The organism is Bacillus testis (assembly GCF_001243895.1).
Taxonomy (GTDB): domain Bacteria; phylum Bacillota; class Bacilli; order Bacillales; family DSM-1321; genus Bacillus_AD; species Bacillus_AD testis.
The window spans coordinates 1,143,090-1,160,312 of the sequence record NZ_LN851186.1 but is presented as its reverse complement, the minus strand read 5'-3'; the positions used below and the strand labels follow the sequence as shown (position 1 = coordinate 1,160,312).

The window sequence follows — 17,223 nt, the reverse complement described above, 5'->3', positions numbered from 1 at the left end:
CCGCTCAAAGCTTTTTTAACAGTATATGCACAGAAAAGCATTAAAGGACATTTTCAAATTCCTTATAAAAACGGATGGCTTCACCAGCGATTTTATATCTCTTCTCGGGCAGTAGATAAGAAATGGCAATTGTTTCTCTATTATGGCTTTGTATCTTTTTATACCATTCCATCTTTTCATTTTGGTCATGATCCAGAACATGGATAATCTTAAGGGGAAGCCCGACGCATAATGAAGGCTCCTTTTCCTTATTCAGTGTGGCCTGTATAACAGATTCGTCTGATTTCAAGGTATTTTGCATGGATTTTATAAAAGGCTGGAAATACACTTTTTTATGTTTTTCGTTTTCCAAGCATTGGGAGGCCGATAAACACGGTGTGAGGAATACAGCAGACCTAATATGCCCAGGCAGTTCTTCCATTAATTTTAATGCTACCAGCGCCCCTTTCCCTTCGGCGAACAGATGGATATTTGTGTTTAATATTTCTGTTTTCATAATCATATGGTAAATTGTCTTAGCCAAATGCACGGCTTGATCATCGCCCCAATGTTCTCCGTACAAATTAGAAGAAAAGCAAGTATACCCGCTATCCAAAAACTGATCAAGGATCTGTGCACGGCCAGGATGTTGGAGCCAAAAACTATCTTGATGGTCAACGTAGTGGTGGTGGTCACCGATAATGAAAATAGAAAAGCCGCTTGGTTTTTTCGGATAGTAGATGATATTCCACTGATCGTCATATTCAAAGCTACGCAGCATCTTATGCCCAGTCCTTTCTAATATTTTTATACGTGCAAAGATAATTGAAAATCCACTCTCAATTGGTTATCAGGTCTATTTCTCTGTTAGCCCCAAGAAAGCAGAATACGGACTCTATTCTTTTTTCCTCTCTGCTTCAATTCAAACCTGCTTAACCGATTAAATAAAATGTATGCACAATCAGAAACGAAGCACATTTGATAGAGAGTAGCAAATCGATTTATACATAATATACCATATTTTCCAAAATGGTATATAACAAGCTTGTTTTGCATATAAGATATGCTGTTTCTTCCTCAATCGTTCAAGTTTCTTTTACATTCACCGGCAAATGAAGAATACACATAACAAGAAGGCTTATACTAATGTATCATATGCTTGTTTGAAAATATGTCAGAAAAATGAATACATGACTAAAAAGATTGCGCTAATTTAGGAGCAATTATAAAAAGACATACTTTACAAGCGAAAAATATGGTAATATATTAAGGATTGACGAACATAAGAGGTGATAAAAATGCGCTATATCGTAACCTTCTTTTGGGTGTTCCTTTTAATGCAAATGGTAACTTATGTAGTTAGTTCCATGCTGGGTGTTTCTTTCAGTTTCGAAACGGCATCTTATTTATCGATTCCCGTGACGATCCTTGTTTGCATCGTGCCAGCGCTCATCGGTGACGAGCCAGTTGAAAGCGGACAACATTAATACAGATTACAAAGTGGCTTAATTAGAATTTTGTCGCTGAAAGAGTTAAAAAAAGAGACAGCTTTTGCTGCCTCTTTTTTTTCAGCATATCACTCCATCAGGAGACGGTAACCACCAGCTCGTTATTTTCTACGTCCACTATAGCTGTTTTGTTTTCTGTTACACCACCTGCAATTAGTTGGCGGGCAAGTGCTGTTTCTACGTGTTTCTGTATATACCTTTTTAATGGGCGGGCACCAAATACCGGGTCGTACGCCGCATTTGCGATAAATGTCTTGGCTTGGTCTGTGATAGAGATCGTTATAGCACGCTGGGACAATCGTTGTTGAAGATCCTGGATAAGAATTTCAACAATTTTGGCTACCTGCTCAATACCTAACGGTTTGAATAGGATAATATCATCAATACGGTTCAGGAATTCCGGGCGGAAATGGCCCTTTAATTCATTCATGACAAGCTGGCGGGCCTCGTCAGTGATTTCATTATCTACTGTTCCCTCTATTAAATAAGTCGACCCGATATTCGAAGTCATAATAATGACTGTATTTTTGAAGTCAACCATCCGGCCATGGGAGTCTGTGATACGTCCATCATCCAAAATCTGAAGCAATAGATTGAATACATCACGGTGCGCTTTCTCCACTTCATCTAATAAGATGACAGAGTATGGCTGTCTTCGCACTGCTTCCGTTAATTGGCCCCCTTCTTCAAAACCGACATATCCGGGAGGAGCGCCGATCAAGCGGGAAGTAGAATGCTTCTCCATATATTCGGACATATCGATCCGGATCATGTGATCTTCACTGTCGAATAAGGCTTCGGCAAGCGCTTTGACCAACTCTGTTTTCCCAACGCCTGTAGGCCCCATGAAGATAAAAGAACCAATAGGCTTATTCGGATCCTTAATTCCTGCGCGTGCACGGATCACGGCATCCGATACCAACTGTACCGCTTCATCTTGTCCTACAACGCGTTCATGCAATACATCTTCAAGCCGCAATAGTTTTTCTCGCTCTCCTTCCACCAATCGTGATACAGGAACACCTGTCCATCTCGAAACAATGGAAGAGATTTCTTCTTCAGTCACTTCTTCGCGCAACAGCATATTTTCATTTCCGCCTTGATTCACTTGATTTTCAAGCTCTTTCAACTCTTTTTCCATTTGCGGAATTTTTCCATGGCGAAGCTCGGCCGCTTTATTCAAATCATACTCGTTTTCGGCCTCTTCAAGCTCCCGTTTCATTTTTTCCAATGTCTCGCGCTTTTCTTGGATACGCTCTAAGCCTGACTTCTCAAGCTGCCATTGTGAGCGCATCTTATTCGCTTCATCTTTCAGATTGGCCAGTTCTTCCTGCAATGCTTCCAGCCGTTTTCGGCTAGGTTCGTCCTGTTCTTTTTTCAGGGCAGCTTCTTCGATTTCCAACTGCATCACCTTACGGGTCAACTCATCCAATTCTGAAGGCATGGAGTCGATTTCCGTCCGGATCATCGCGCAAGCTTCATCCACTAAATCAATGGCCTTGTCGGGCAGAAAACGGTCAGTGATATAACGATTGGACAAAGTGGCAGCAGCCACAAGTGCACGGTCATGAATACGCACGCCATGATAGACTTCAAATCGTTCCTTTAAACCGCGCAGGATGGAAATGGTATCTTCCACGTCCGGCTCTTTAACCAGCACTTGTTGAAAGCGTCTTTCTAAAGCAGGATCTTTCTCGATATATTGGCGGTATTCATCCAGCGTAGTGGCGCCAATACAATGCAGTTCACCGCGGGCAAGCATCGGTTTCAGCATATTTCCGGCATCAAGTGCGCCGTCCGTTCTGCCGGCTCCGACAATCGTATGAAGCTCATCAATGAACAACAGGATTTTCCCATCGCTTTTTTTGATTTCGTTCAGGACAGCCTTTAAGCGTTCCTCAAATTCTCCCCGGAATTTCGCTCCGGCTACAAGGGCGCTCATATCCAAAGCAAAAACCGTTTTGTCTTTCAGCCCCTCAGGAACATCTTTTCTGACAATCCGCTGGGCCAGTCCCTCAACGATCGCAGTTTTACCGACTCCAGGTTCTCCGATTAGGACAGGATTATTCTTTGTTTTACGGGATAGGATGCGGATGACATTGCGGATTTCTGAATCCCTTCCGATAACAGGATCCACTTTGCCGTTTCTAACCTCTTCGACCAAATCACGGCCGTATTTTTTTAATGCTTCATACGTGTTTTCCGGGTTTGAACTTGTCACTTTTTGGTTCCCCCTTATCGAATTGATAGTAGCTTCCATTTCTTTTATGGAAATGGGAAACTTCTTTTTTAATAATTTCATTTCTTCTGCCGGGCTGGAGAAAAAAGCAAGCAATAAATGCTCAATTGATAAATATTCGTCCCCAAATTCGCTTACTTTTTCCCATGCATCATTTAGGGCATTCTGCAGTCCCTGGGACATATATAGCTGGATATTGCCGTTTGCAGCAGATACTGTCGGCTGCCGGGCGATATGTTCATTTATGGCTTTGGCAAAGTCTTCTTTATTGATATTCTGATCCTCTAACACACGCTGTAGCATATAATCGTCCTGCTCCAGCATGACAGATAGGAAATGGACTATTTTTAATTCCTGCTGCTGTTGTTTCTGCGCCAGATTTTGTGCACCAATCATTGCCTCCTGCACACGTTCAGTCATTTTATTTACATCCAAAAGTATCTCCTCCTGTCATTCCTTGAAAGGATATTTATTGTCTACAGATTCTTAATGCCGGTTATCATTTCCCTCTTCTCACATCTGTTGAACGGGCGTCTAAGCACCTTTTAGAACAGGGTTCTCTAAAAAAGTTTGACCTTTATTGACCTTAATTTCATTATACAATGTATTGCCTGTATGTAAAGAGCAGCGCACTATAAAAAATGAATATTGCGCCAATATTTTGCGGGGATTATACCCAAGCACTCCTCTCTCAAAGAGCGCTGGGCATAGAAAACATTCATGGTTTACGTTGATACGTCCAATTTCTATTTTCGTTGGTGTTTTCGGGGAAATGGTCACCAGCCTGAAGGTGAATTTTTTTTGGATTCTTCACCATACTGCCTGTTTCGCCGACCTCCACATAATAGCCATTGTTCGGTGCTTTTTGTCCGTGCTTAAAGTGCCGGGTTTGTCCCATATAATTTTCACTCCCTTCCATTAGGGTTAAAAATTATTATTCCCCAAACATAAAAAAACATGGCCGTATAACTTTTTCTTAATTTTTACCTCCTTATAAAATTCATAAACCATCTTTACTTTATATATTAGAATAGTGTTAAATAAAAAGACATAACAGTAGGATTCACAGGAGGACCCGTTTTGGAACAATTTATTGAAATTCTGAAATACCTATTTTTAGGGATTGTTCAAGGATTCACAGAACCAATCCCTGTCTCGTCCAGCGGTCATTTAGTCTTAATCCAGCATTTTTTCGGAATAGAGATTAAAGGAATGAGCTTTGAACTATTGGTTAATTCAGCGTCGCTAATCGCTGTTTTGCTTATTTACCGAAACGATATCGTGCGCCTGATCAATAATGGTATCCAATATGTAACCAAAAAAGAGGAAAGCGCAAAAGCTGATTTTCGTTTTATTATCTACCTGATTATTGCCACGATCCCTGCAGGCGTTGTCGGCGTATTATTCGACGATTATATCGCTGCGTATTTCAAAGGAATACGCACATTGGCAATTGCCCTTCTAGTTACCGCCCTGGCCCTTTGGCTTATTAGAAACCTGAAAGGGCGCAAAAATGATGGGGATCTTACACTTAAAGATGCCGTCATTATTGGCCTATCCCAGGTAATTGCATTAATTCCCGGCATCTCCCGCTCAGGTGCAACCATCGTCGCTGCCATGGCATTAGGGATGAAACAGGAAACGGCCCTGCGTTTTTCATTTCTTTTATTCATCCCCATCTCATTAGGGGGCATGATTCTGTCATTTAGCGACATTCTGGCCGATCCGCAAATCGGTTCACTTGCGATTCCGTACACTCTTGCCTTTTTAGGCTCGCTGGTCGCATCCTATTTCTCGTTGAAATGGTTCATGAATATTATGGCAAAGGGAAATCTCATCTATTTTTCCATCTATTGCTTTATCGTCGGCGTAGCAGTACTTATTTTTGCCTAAGCCGGCATAACGAAAGAAGCACGTATCCCAACTAAGGAAACGTGCTTCTTTTTAATCAGCCAGCAAATCGACCAATATTGCTTTTTGTGCATGCAGGCGATTGCCCGCCTGATGGAAAACGACCGAGTGCTCGCCATCAATCACCGCTGCACTGACTTCCTCTCCCCTGTGCGCAGGAAGACAATGCATGAACAAATAATCCTGCTTGGCATAGGAAGCCAGCTTTTCATTTACCTGAAAACCAATAAAATCCTGCAACCGCTGCTGGTTTTCATGTTCCTGGCCCATGCTCGTCCAGACGTCGCTATAGATAATATCAGCCTCTTCCACCGCCTCAAGAGGATCATTGGTCAAGATAAACTGGCCGCCTGCCTGCTCTGCCATTTCACTGACCCGCCGGGAAATGAGGGGATCAGGTTCATATCCTTTAGGGGTGGCGACAGCCATCTTCATTCCCACTTTCACACAGGCTTCCATTAAAGAATGCGCGACATTGTTGCCGTCCCCTATATAAGCCACCTTCAAGCCCGGCAGTGTTCCTCTCAACTCTTTGATCGTCAATAGGTCAGCCAGAGCCTGGCATGGATGAAAGCTGTCTGTTAGTCCATTAATGACTGGAATGCTCGCATTGTCGGCCAGCTCTTGGATTTTATCGTGGCCAAATGTCCGAATCATCATTCCATCGACATATTCCGATAATACATGCGCACTGTCAGAGATGGTCTCACCCCGGCCAAGCTGTAAATCCTGGCTGCTTAAAAACAATGCATGGCCTCCCAATTGCAGCATCCCAATTTCAAACGAAACGCGTGTACGGGTAGAGGATTTTTCAAAAATCATCGCTAAAGTTTTGTTTTTCAATGGTGCATACTCTTCGCCGCAGCTATGTTTCCTTTTGATAAACTCCGCCAATGCCAGCAGGCTCAGAATCTGTTCACCGCTCACATCCGTCAAAGTCAGAAAATCTTTAGTGCCAAGAATTCGATCTGTTTCTTTTTTGGTTAATGCACTCATATATTCACTACACCTTCCCTTAATTGTTCATGCCATTCCCCCAATGAGACAACGGGAAGAGCATCGCTATGTGCAGCTCCTTCTATATATGCAGCAAATGTTTCAAGGCTGGTAAAGATCATCAATCTGTATTTTGCCGCCTTTAATCGGGCAACCTTCTCATCCTCTTCTAGAGAAAGGATGATTTTCCCTTTCCGCGAACGGAGCCATTCCTCCAAATCCGGAAATGATGCTTGGTTGAGGCCGGCAGCTTCCATACGCACCCGAAAGCTTTCATCCAAATTAACCGACGGTGAAACAAATACCTCCTCCCCATGAGAAGCAACATTTTTTTCAAGGAAAGTAAAGGCCTTAGCCAGCGCTTCCTCTTTAGTCGTTCCGATGGCGATTCCTTCTCCTGTCGATTTCATTTCCGGCCCTAGCTTACTGTCCAGCCCGCTCAATGCGAAAGTCGAAAATACAGGATATTTCACCACATAATAAGGCAGCTCTACAGAAGAATACGGTTTGGCTATCAAATCATCCAGTTTGTATTTCCCAAGCAATAATTTTGTCGCAATTTGTACCATAGGGACATTGCTCACTTTTGAAATAATAGGGATTGTCCGGCTTGCCCGCGGGTTTACTTCGAGAACGTATACCTGGTCTTCCTCAATGACATACTGGATATTCATTAATCCCGAATAATGCAGAGCTTTTACGATTTTCTCCGCATATTCAGCTATTGTCGTTTGAATGGCAGGCGAGAGATTCTGCGCCGGCAAATACGCCATGCTGTCGCCTGAATGGATGCCTGCTCTTTCGATATGCTCGGCAATGAGTGGAATAAAGGAAGCATCCCCGTCAGCCACCAAATCCACTTCCGCTTCGGTACCGGCTATATATGAATCAATTAGAATAGGATAGTTGCTGTTGATGACCCCTGCTTTCAAGCTTTCGAGATCCCCATATATTTTCATTCCGGCTCCGCCGATCACATAGGAAGGGCGCACCAATACCGGAAAGTGCAGTTCTTGTGCATAGTGCAGCAATTCGGCTTTATCGCGGGCAATATACCCTGGAACATGGGGAATATCAAGCGAATCCAGCAAAGAATAGAACCGATCCCGGTCTTCCAATTGGTCGACGACATCAAAGGAAGTGCCCAATAATCGGATTCCTGATTGTTCAAGCTGTCCCGCAAGATTAATGGCTGTTTGCCCTCCGAATTGAACAATAACATCGGTAATATTTTCAGCATCTATCACATTTAGAACGTACTCGAGAGTCAATGGCTCAAAATACAATTTATCGGCAGTGGCAAAATCCGTGCTGACTGTTTCCGGATTATTGTTGATCATAATGCTTTCAATGCCTTCTTCTTGCAACGCCAGTACGCTGTGGACGGAGCAATAGTCAAATTCTATCCCTTGGCCGATTCGGATCGGACCGCTTCCCAGGATTAGGACCTTTTGCTTCGCACTTGGAGATTGTTCATTTTCTCCGCTGTATGAGCTATAAAAATAGCTCGTCTTCGATTCAAACTCGGCTCCGCATGTATCGACCATTTTATAAGAAGCAGTTATCCCCCACTGTTTTCTTTTCTCCCTGATCTCGCTTTGAGCCACATTCCATGCATACGCTAAAAATTGGTCGCCAAATCCCAATTCTTTATACAAGGCCAGTTCATCAGGCCGTACTGATTGAAATGACTGAGCTTCAATTTGTTTTTCTACGGCAACCAGCTGGGCGAAGATATGCAGGAAGAAGTAGTCAATTTGTGTTTCCTGATGAATCGAATCGATTCCCTCCCCGCGGCGAAGCAATTCTAGAATAACGAAAAACCGTTCATCATCCTTTTTGCGTATTTCATTATAAAGGTTTTGCACAGATAGATCTTGTAGCTTCGGAAGTTTCAATCCGACCAATTTCTTTTCCAATGAAGCTGCCGCTTTTTGGATTGCACTTTCCAAGTTTCTGTCAATCGCCATCACTTCACCGGTGGCTTTCATTTGGGTACCCAATTTGCGATCTGCTTCTCCGAATTTGTCAAACGGCCAACGTGGGAACTTCACTACCACATAATCAAGAGCAGGCTCAAAACTGCAATAGGTGCTTTTGGTCACAGGATTAACCAATTCAGACAGAAGATAGCCGACAGAAAGCTTAGCCGCAATTCTGGCGATCGGGTATCCTGTCGCCTTGGAAGCCAAAGCAGAAGACCTGCTCACACGTGGATTCACTTCAATGAGAAAATACTGTTTACTTTTCGGATCAAGCGCAAATTGAATATTGCAACCCCCGATAATCCCCAGGGCAGAAATGATTTTTATGCTGGCACTGCGAAGCATTTGGTATTCTTCATCCGTCAACGTTTGCGACGGTGCTACGACAATTGAATCGCCCGTGTGGATACCAACCGGATCGATGTTTTCCATATTGCAGACAGTTATGCATGTTCCTGATGCATCACGCATTACTTCATATTCGATTTCTTTAAAACCGGCAATACTTCTTTCTACGAGGCATTGAGTAATTGGGCTCTCTTGCAGCCCTCCCCGCACCAATTCCTTATATTGTTTTTCATCAGAGGCAATGCCGCCCCCTGTCCCACCCAATGTATAAGCAGGGCGTATAATAATGGGGAAGCCAATTTCATCGGCAAATTCCATCGCTTCTTCAAGTGAGTGAATGATCTTGCTATCCGGGACCGGTTCATTGATTTGGAGCATCAATTCCCGAAACAGCTCACGGTCCTCCCCTTTCTTTATAGAATCGATCGGTGTTCCCAGTAGTTTTACCTTGTATTGCTCCAATACACCAGCTTCATCCAGTTCATAAGCCAGATTCAGTCCGGTCTGGCCGCCAAGAGTTGCCAATAAGCCGTCCGGCCGTTCCTTCTCGATGATCTTGGTAACAACTTCTTTCGTTAATGGTTCAAAGTAAACGACATCCGCATTTTTTTCATCTGTCATAATGGTTGCAGGGTTATTATTGATCAAGATGACTTTATACCCTTCTTCTTTCAGCGCTAGGCATGCCTGCGTACCGCCGTAATCAAACTCCGCAGCCTGGCCAATGACGATAGGCCCCGATCCGATAACAAGTATGGTTTGTAGTGAATTGTCTTTAGGCATATGCTTTTTCTCTCCCGCTGTTACGTTTCAATGAAACGATAAATTCGTTGAATATAGACGCACTTTCCGCTGGTCCAGGATTTGCTTCCGGATGGAACTGGACTGATATGACAGGCAGATCTTCATGCTCCAGCCCCTCGACAGAACCATCATTTACCTGAATAAAACGAGGCAATAGGCCAGTCGTAACCAGGCTTTCCTCATCAACTACATAGCTGTGGTTCTGCGAAGACATAAAGACGGATCCGCTTTTTTTATCCAATACGGGCTGATTGGCACCTCGATGTCCAAACAACATTTTCTTTGTTTTTCCTCCAAATGCCAAAGCAATCAATTGATGTCCCAGACAAATTCCCAGCGTTGGATAAGCGGTTATAGCCGCTTTGATATTCTCAATCCATGGCAGCATTTCTGTCGGATCTCCGGGCCCATTGGACAACACGATTCCATCCGGTTTAAGCGACTGTATGAAATCAAAAGTAGTATTATAGGGCACGACCGTTACCTTACATTGATGATCAAGCAAAGATTGAAGAATTGATTTTTTAAATCCGAAGTCTACCAAGACAACATGATGTTTTCCTTCCCCATATACCTTAATGTCCTTAGAAGATACCATTGGGACAGGATGCTCATACACATAACCCCCAGCATTCTCAGGAAGTTTATCGGTTGTTGAAATGCTTACAGGCATGGAGCCCTGCTCTCTGATTCGTTTCACGATGGCCCGCGTATCAACATGCCCTATCAATGGAACTTCCCATTTATCCAAATATTCCACAAGTGACTTTTTGGCATCGTAATGTGAATATGCCATATCTCCTCTGTGTACAATCACCGCTTTAACATGCGGTTTTTTACTTTCAAAATCATGTTCATTGATGCCATAATTGCCGATCAAAGGATACGTAAAAACGACGATTTGGTTTTTATAGGAAGGATCCGTCAGAACTTCCTGATAACCGGTCATTCCCGTAAAAAAAACGATTTCACCAGCAACGGTCTCTTCTGGTATGCCAGTCAGCCATTTTCCCGTAAATATTTCTCCGTTCTGCAAATGTATATAGCTGTCCATATTATCCACCCCAATTAATTAACATTCATTTATTCGCATAAATATACTTTTTATTTTAAATTTTTTTAATGTTCAACCTCCATTGAGGCGTTCAGCCATTATTGTAACGGCATATTCCAGCTCGCTCTCAGAGACATTTAGCGGCGGAAGCAACCGGATGACGTTAGGACCAGCATTCAGCACCAATAACCCCTCTTTCTGTAAATCCAAAAGGACATCCTTTACCTCATAGACCATTTCTATGCCGACCATCAAACCCAGCCCTCTGATTTCAATAACATCCCCACACTCTTTCATGGAAGCGTCCAGGGCATTCAGAAGCCATTTTCCCTTTTTCTCTACCTCCATTAAAAAATCGTCCTGCAAAGCTATGTTCAAAACGGATTGAGCTGCAGCTACACTGATTGGATTCCCTCCGAACGTAGAACCGTGGCTGCCTGCACTGAAGTAAGGCGCCAATTCTTTTTTTCCAAGCATCGCCCCGATCGGCAAACCGTTAGCAAGCCCTTTGGCAACGGTAATAATATCAGGGCTTAAATCATAATGCTGAAAAGCGAAAGGCTTGCCAGTTCTCCCAATCCCCGTTTGTACTTCATCAATTATGATTAACGCTCCTACAGCCTTTGCGGCATCTTTGACTGTTTGGATAAACGTGCTGTCGGCACAGTGAATGCCTCCTTCACCCTGGATGATTTCAATCAGGATGGCTGCCGTATCGTTGTCCGCTTTCCGCAGCAAATCCTCGCAATCGTTAAAAGCTACATAGTCAAACGCATCAAGCATCGGTCCATAGCCGGTCCTTACTTTTTCCTGACCTGTCGCTCCCATCGTCGCATAGGTTCTCCCATGAAAGGATTGCAGGCAGGAAAGGATTTTTTTTCGCCCAGTTGCTTTTTTGGCCAGCTTGATGGCCGCTTCATTCGCTTCGGCGCCGCTGTTGCAGAAAAAAGCGCAATCCAAACCAGAATAAAAAGACAATACGTCAGCCAAATTTTCCTGAAGCGGCTGCTGAAACAAATTAGATGTATGCCAGTAAAGGCCCAGTTGATCCTGTATAGCCTGCTCTACTTCCCTGGGGCGATGGCCGAGATTCAACACGCCGATTCCAGCAGTAAAATCCAAATAACGCTTTCCATTATGCCCTGTCAGCCAACTGCCCTGCGCGCGTTCCGGAGTGATATCCCATCTGGCATATGTCTGAAATAAATGACTCATGCTTGAACTCCCGCCTTTCCTGAAAATGTTGTGCCAATCCAACGGCCACCGGAAAAGAAAGGTTCTTTCCCGCTGACAATCCGCACTTTGCCGATGCCTTCCTGCACAACAGCCAAGGCGGTTTTGACCTTTGGAATCATTCCGCCAATGATCACTTGATCGGTTATTAATTGTTCCGCAGCTTCAATCGTCAAAAAATCAACTAACCGATTTTCACGAAGGACACCCTTTACATCAGTGACGAATATGCAGCTTTCCGCATTCATCGCTTTTGCAATTGCTCCTGCCGCCATATCAGCATTGACATTGAGCGTTGTTCCGGACTGTGATAAAGCTAATGGCGTTAAAACGGGTATTAAATCGAGCTGAAGGATGTCTGTGATCATCTTGCAATTGACGGAAGTGATCTCCCCAACTTCGCCGAGCCCATGCTGATCGATATATTTCCCCTCCAGTAAATGGGCATCGCTGCCATGGAGGCCGATTGCACGGAAGCCATGCCGCTGCAGCATCGACACAAGGCGCCTATTTGTCTTTCCCGAGAGGACCAACTCGACAACATTCAGTACCTCGGGTGTTGTTTTTCTTAATCCTCGGTGAAATTCAGATGCAATCTCCATTTTTTCAAGCATCCAGTCGATGTCCGGGCCGCCGCCATGGACGAAGATCAGCCGGTATCCATCATTCTGTAAATCTCGTAGACTGGAAAAAAAGGACTCATGCAGATGGTTAAGGATACTGCCTCCCAATTTAATGAGTAGAATCTTCATTTGCATGCTCCTTCCCTACGTCCGATAACTTCCGTTAATTTTTACATAGTCATAGGTTAAATCGCATCCCCATGCTACGCCACATTCATTCCCTTCCTGGAGGTGGACATAGATGGTGATGGTATCTTTCTGTAGGTATGCCTTGGCATCTTCCTCTGAGAAAGCCACAGGTTTCCCCTGATCCAACATCGTAATGCCTTCAAACGAAATCCCTACATGTTCCGGCTTGAATTGGACGCCGCTGCGACCCATTGCCGCAATGATTCGTCCCCAATTGGCATCACAGCCGTAAATGGCTGTTTTGACCAATGGGGAACCTACCACCGTCTTCGCCATTTTCCGGGCATTTGCCTTTGAGTGCGCGCCTTCGACAATCACTTCGATCAGCTTTGTGGCCCCTTCGCCATCGCGGGCTATTTTCTTTGCCAGTTGTTCGCATACGCGGGAAACAAGATCAACGAAAACTGGCCATTCTTCTTGCTCAGGCGACAGCGGTTCGATTCCGCTCATACCGTTTGCCATGATCAATACCATATCATTGGTTGATGTATCTCCATCCACCGTTATCTGGTTAAATGTATAATCCACCGCTTGGGACAAAGCCAATTGCAAATGTTCGCTGCTCACCGCAGCATCTGTTGTCAAAAAACCCAGCATGGTGGCCATATTAGGATGAATCATGCCCGATCCTTTGGCCGCTCCTCCAACCGTTACAAGACAACCATTGATACAGGCTTGGTAGGCGCAGTGCTTGGTCACAGTATCGGTTGTCAGAATAGCCTGTTCAAAAGCTTCAGCCCCGGCGGGTTCACTGGAGAGATTCAGCTGGCCGATGCCTTTATTCACTTTCTCCATATCCATGTACTCACCTATAACACCTGTGGAAGCGACCGCCACCTGATTCTCTTGTAGCTGAAACTGATCAGCAGCCGTTTTTCGCATTTCATAGGCATCATTCAGGCCTTGTTCGCCTGTACATGCATTTGCGCAGGCACTATTGACGACAACTGCTTGCAATAACCCGCTTGCAGAAAGGCTATCCTTCGTCACTAGAATCGGAGCTGCCTGGACTACGCTTTGCGTATAGACAGCTGCAGCGTTCGCTGTAACATCAGAAACGATTATGCCGATGTCTTTTTTTGCATATCGGAGGCCGGCGTGCACTCCTCCTGCTAAGAAACCTTTGGCGCTCAAAACATTGCCTTCCTTTACTTCTTCAATCTTTATTTTTGTATGCGTGCTGTTCATATCTTCACCAAGCAGGCTTATGGAAATAAAGGCACTTGCATCAATCCGGCGGTTTCATTATATCCGCAGAGAATGTTGGCATTTTGGATGGCCTGGCCTGCTGCCCCTTTCACTAAATTATCGATCACTGACACAATCGTCACTCTGCCGGTTCTATCATTTAGCGACACGGCAATATCACAGTAGTTGGACCCCATTACTTGCTTCGTGCAAGGATATACACCTGGCTGCTGAACACGTACAAAAGGTTGATTGTGATATATGTCTTTGTATAATTGCTGTATATTTTCATTCTTCCAACCATCAGCTAATTGCACATATATTGTGGCCATGATTCCCCTCGTCATTGGAATAAGATGCGTATTGAATTCGATCATACCGATGTCCTGCTGCCATTCTGCCATTTGCTGTTCAATCTCAGGAATATGCTGATGTTGGTGCACTTTATAGATTTTCACATTCTCATTTACTTCACTGAATAAAGAGCCCAAACTCGCTGACCTGCCTGCACCAGAGACGCCACTTTTAGCATCGATCACAATCGAACCGGGAATGCAGGCTTTCTCTTTCAGCAGCGGTGCCAATCCCAATAAAACGGCTGTCGGAAAACACCCTGGATTTGCAATCAAATCCGCTTTCCTGATTTCCTCTGCATTCCATTCCGACAAACCGTATACGGCACGGCTAAGCACTTCCCTATCGGCCGGAGATTTGTTATACCAATTTGCGTATATCTCCGGGGAGCGCAGTCGATGGTCACCGGATAAATCAATGACCTTCAGCCCCGCGTCCAGGAAATCCTTCGCTAGGCCGGATGCAATGCCGGATGGCGTGGCAAGGAAAACAACATCACTTTTTTGGGCAATGGCTTCGACGTCAATATCGCAAAGAACTTGAGAGCAATGGCTCAAATGCGGATTCTCGATATGGATTGGCTGCCCCGCCCTCGATGAAGAATGAAGAGAGGTCACCCTGAAGGAAGGGTGCCTTTCAAGGAGCCTTATTAATTCGATTCCGCTGTAGCCTGAAGCTCCCACAATTGAAACATTCATTTTTATAGCACCGCCTTCATTCTTTTCTTTCCCAAAGAACAGGAAATGGTTAGCCAAGTAAAAAATAGTAGATATTGATGTTTTCCATTATTTATTTACATTATTATATGCATGAATAAAAATAAATGCAAATGAATTTTTATAAATTATTTATTTTTCTAACTTATTATTTTGTTCTGTGCCATTATTGGGTTTTCCAAATATATGCTAGAAAAACCATACTATTATTCTTATATATTCCTTTTTCTTATACAGTCATTATTAATAAAATGACCCTTTAATGACGGGAGGGTTGCATCTGTCACTACCGGTTTCTAGTTGAACTTCCACTGTTCTGGTTGAAGTGTTAGTCACAAAAACAAAAAAAGCGGCCTCTGCATAAGAGACCGAAATTAACTTAAATCAATATAAAACGATGATAGTACCTATTTTATTTCAGTAATAAAAAAGCGGCTTTCCCAAAGGAGGCCGCTTACCATTCTATTCTATTCAATTGATCGTTAATACTTCATATTGGCTTGCCAGCTCAATAAAATGATCCATGCCGCTGACTTTTCCTGCGGCCAATTTATCGGTGACATCATAATAATCCGTACAAGTCTTACATGCAAAGACCGCCACGCCTTTATCCTCCAACTCTTTCAGATGTAAAGAAGCCATCGATTCATCCGTCAGCGCCAATACGCCCGAATTCATACAGAAAATGGCATGAGGCAAGTCTTCTCTTTGCTTTAACAATGTAAAAAATGTTTCTAGAACGGTTTCCCCTAATTCTCCATTGCCTGCACCGAATTTATTGGAGCTTAATAAAATAATTTTATTATTCATGGTTCTTCTCTCCTTTAAAGCATTGGTATCTATACTATACCCTTGGAGCGACCAGCTTTTTCTTAGGAAATGCCCAGCGCAATTTTAGCATAGCGGGAAAGGCGGTCCTTCGTCCAAGGCGGATTCCACACAATATTTACTTCTGTATCCTTTACTTCCGGAATATCTTCCAGGGCAATTTTCACCTGATCGACAATAGTGCCTGCTAACGGGCAGCCCATGGCTGTTAGCGTCATAGTCACTGTTGCTATTCCTTCTTCATCCAAATCTATATCATACACCAATCCAAGGTTGACAATGTCGATTCCCAATTCAGGGTCGATTACTTGCTCTAAAGCCCCCATCAGATTGTCCTTTAAATCTTGATCCATAGCATTCAACTCCTTTTAACCTATTGTATCAAAATACTCATCACTTTTCCCCATGGGCGTTCCAACCCGGGAAAAAAGGTATTAAAGATGATCCGCAAACCACTTAACCGCTGTCACAACACCTGAATTTGGCACCGCGTGCCCGGCTTTTTCATCAAAAATATAGGAAATGGGTACCCCCTTTTCCTCGTATGCTGGTTTTAGTTGCTCGTAAAATGCATACTCCGCCTCATATGGCACCACTTGGTCACGTCCGCCGTGCCAGAACATTAAAGGTCTTTCCTTCCATTGGCCAAGATTTTGCGTGATATCATACTTTTTTAGCATATCCAATTGTTTTGCTACTTGCTCGTCATTCAACCATTCAACGTTCATTTGCTTCATTGCCTGCACTTGTTGCTCGGCAAATTGCATATAGGCCGGATTCCCCATCAAAGAAACGCCTACAGTAATCCAATCATATCTTCCCATAGCCCCTAAAGTAGTGATAGCCCCCATCGAAGTACCCGCAAGGCCAATACGTCCTTCCTGAATTAAAGAACGTATTTCAAGTTCTTCTTTGATGATCTTTACTTCCTCAATGCTATTTAGCACTACTTCCCAAAAATAAGGATAAATATTCATCTTCCGCGATCTTTCTCCATGGTACAGGGCGTCAGGCAAAATGACTCTGTATCCTCTTTCGGCAAGCATATAAGCCATCTGCATATTCCGTTCTTTTATGCTTGTCACCCCGTGCAGGAAAATGACTAGCGGTATCCGCTGGTCAATAAGATCTTGTTTGACCACATGCAATAAAGGTATTGTATGTATGTGCTCTTTATTTATGATTACCAAAATGAAGCCTCCTGCCTACCATTTTCATTCGTATTCTTTCTCCTTTATACTATACCTTATAAGTTCATTGTTGGAAAA

At 43.7% G+C, this 17,223-nt stretch carries 15 protein-coding genes; 2 read left to right on the top strand and 13 right to left on the bottom strand.

The features are described 5' to 3' along the window. Positions 1-40: 40 nt before the first annotated feature. Positions 41-760 (bottom strand): hypothetical protein, encoded by a 720-nt coding sequence (locus BN1765_RS06275; protein ID WP_050614306.1) that lies wholly within the window; start codon positions 758-760, stop codon positions 41-43. A 517-nt stretch (positions 761-1,277) separates the two neighbouring features. Between BN1765_RS06275 and BN1765_RS06270 the strand changes: the two genes are divergently transcribed. Beyond that, positions 1,278-1,466 (top strand): YjzD family protein, encoded by a 189-nt coding sequence (locus BN1765_RS06270; RefSeq protein ID WP_050614305.1) that lies wholly within the window; start codon positions 1,278-1,280, stop codon positions 1,464-1,466. 97 nt (positions 1,467-1,563) lie between these two features. Here the strand turns inward: BN1765_RS06270 and clpB are convergent, their stop codons facing one another. Both clpB and BN1765_RS06260 read right to left on the bottom strand, forming a co-directional pair. Beyond that, entirely contained in the window at positions 1,564-4,161 is a 2,598-nt protein-coding gene (gene clpB, locus BN1765_RS06265; RefSeq protein ID WP_050614304.1) for an ATP-dependent chaperone ClpB, read from the bottom strand. A gap of 283 nt (positions 4,162-4,444) precedes the next feature. Next, the gene (locus tag BN1765_RS06260; protein ID WP_050614303.1) at positions 4,445-4,624 is read right to left on the bottom strand and encodes a YjzC family protein; all 180 of its coding nucleotides are present in this window, start codon (positions 4,622-4,624) and stop codon (positions 4,445-4,447) included. Positions 4,625-4,806: 182 nt separating this feature from the next. On the opposite strand from BN1765_RS06260, the gene BN1765_RS06255 reads away from it, so the two are divergent. After that, a complete protein-coding gene (locus BN1765_RS06255) occupies positions 4,807-5,619 on the top strand; it encodes an undecaprenyl-diphosphate phosphatase (RefSeq protein WP_050614302.1) in 813 nt (270 codons plus the stop codon). Positions 5,620-5,670: 51 nt separating this feature from the next. Here BN1765_RS06255 and argF read toward each other — a convergent pair whose 3' ends face one another. The 10 genes from argF to BN1765_RS06205 all read right to left on the bottom strand — a co-directional run bounded on the left by argF (position 5,671) and on the right by BN1765_RS06205 (position 17,145). Next, complete coding sequence (gene argF, locus BN1765_RS06250; protein WP_050614301.1) at positions 5,671-6,633, bottom strand: ornithine carbamoyltransferase; 963 nt, start codon at positions 6,631-6,633, stop codon at positions 5,671-5,673. Next, positions 6,630-9,749 (bottom strand): carbamoyl phosphate synthase large subunit, encoded by a 3,120-nt coding sequence (locus BN1765_RS06245; protein WP_050614300.1) that lies wholly within the window; start codon positions 9,747-9,749, stop codon positions 6,630-6,632. The genes argF and BN1765_RS06245 overlap by 4 nt, the downstream gene beginning before the upstream one ends. Continuing rightward, on the bottom strand, positions 9,742-10,824 hold the full coding sequence (locus tag BN1765_RS06240) for a carbamoyl phosphate synthase small subunit (protein WP_050614299.1): 1,083 nt from the start codon (positions 10,822-10,824) through the stop codon (positions 9,742-9,744). The genes BN1765_RS06245 and BN1765_RS06240 overlap by 8 nt, the downstream gene beginning before the upstream one ends. Before the next feature lie 72 nt (positions 10,825-10,896). Beyond that, on the bottom strand, positions 10,897-12,039 hold the full coding sequence (locus BN1765_RS06235; protein WP_050614298.1) for an acetylornithine transaminase: 1,143 nt from the start codon (positions 12,037-12,039) through the stop codon (positions 10,897-10,899). Further along, on the bottom strand, positions 12,036-12,809 hold the full coding sequence (argB, locus tag BN1765_RS06230; protein WP_050614297.1) for an acetylglutamate kinase: 774 nt from the start codon (positions 12,807-12,809) through the stop codon (positions 12,036-12,038). The genes BN1765_RS06235 and argB overlap by 4 nt, the downstream gene beginning before the upstream one ends. Positions 12,810-12,824: 15 nt before the next feature. Then, on the bottom strand, positions 12,825-14,057 hold the full coding sequence (argJ, locus tag BN1765_RS06225; protein ID WP_050614296.1) for a bifunctional ornithine acetyltransferase/N-acetylglutamate synthase: 1,233 nt from the start codon (positions 14,055-14,057) through the stop codon (positions 12,825-12,827). 17 nt (positions 14,058-14,074) lie between these two features. Beyond that, the gene (gene argC, locus BN1765_RS06220) at positions 14,075-15,109 is read right to left on the bottom strand and encodes an N-acetyl-gamma-glutamyl-phosphate reductase (protein WP_050614295.1); all 1,035 of its coding nucleotides are present in this window, start codon (positions 15,107-15,109) and stop codon (positions 14,075-14,077) included. 489 nt (positions 15,110-15,598) lie between these two features. Beyond that, positions 15,599-15,937 carry a DsrE family protein gene (locus BN1765_RS06215; RefSeq protein WP_050614294.1) on the bottom strand — a complete coding sequence of 113 codons (339 nt, stop codon included), beginning with the start codon at positions 15,935-15,937 and terminating at the stop codon, positions 15,599-15,601. Positions 15,938-15,999: 62 nt separating this feature from the next. Next, a complete protein-coding gene (locus tag BN1765_RS06210; protein WP_050614293.1) occupies positions 16,000-16,308 on the bottom strand; it encodes a metal-sulfur cluster assembly factor in 309 nt (102 codons plus the stop codon). A gap of 81 nt (positions 16,309-16,389) precedes the next feature. Beyond that, a complete protein-coding gene (locus BN1765_RS06205) occupies positions 16,390-17,145 on the bottom strand; it encodes an alpha/beta fold hydrolase (protein WP_050614292.1) in 756 nt (251 codons plus the stop codon). Between the last annotated feature and the right edge of the window lie 78 nt (positions 17,146-17,223).

Coding starts and splice junctions, on each gene's coding strand:
- BN1765_RS06275 (WP_050614306.1), bottom strand. CDS start 760: ATGCTGCGTAGCTTTGAATATGACGATCAGTGGAATATCATCTACTAT.
- BN1765_RS06270 (WP_050614305.1), top strand. CDS start 1,278: ATGCGCTATATCGTAACCTTCTTTTGGGTGTTCCTTTTAATGCAAATG.
- BN1765_RS06260 (WP_050614303.1), bottom strand. CDS start 4,624: ATGGGACAAACCCGGCACTTTAAGCACGGACAAAAAGCACCGAACAAT.
- argF (WP_050614301.1), bottom strand. CDS start 6,633: ATGAGTGCATTAACCAAAAAAGAAACAGATCGAATTCTTGGCACTAAA.
- BN1765_RS06245 (WP_050614300.1), bottom strand. CDS start 9,749: ATGCCTAAAGACAATTCACTACAAACCATACTTGTTATCGGATCGGGG.
- BN1765_RS06240 (WP_050614299.1), bottom strand. CDS start 10,824: ATGGACAGCTATATACATTTGCAGAACGGAGAAATATTTACGGGAAAA.
- BN1765_RS06235 (WP_050614298.1), bottom strand. CDS start 12,039: ATGAGTCATTTATTTCAGACATATGCCAGATGGGATATCACTCCGGAA.
- argB (WP_050614297.1), bottom strand. CDS start 12,809: ATGAAGATTCTACTCATTAAATTGGGAGGCAGTATCCTTAACCATCTG.
- argJ (WP_050614296.1), bottom strand. CDS start 14,057: ATGAACAGCACGCATACAAAAATAAAGATTGAAGAAGTAAAGGAAGGC.
- argC (WP_050614295.1), bottom strand. CDS start 15,109: ATGAATGTTTCAATTGTGGGAGCTTCAGGCTACAGCGGAATCGAATTA.
- BN1765_RS06215 (WP_050614294.1), bottom strand. CDS start 15,937: ATGAATAATAAAATTATTTTATTAAGCTCCAATAAATTCGGTGCAGGC.
- BN1765_RS06210 (WP_050614293.1), bottom strand. CDS start 16,308: ATGGATCAAGATTTAAAGGACAATCTGATGGGGGCTTTAGAGCAAGTA.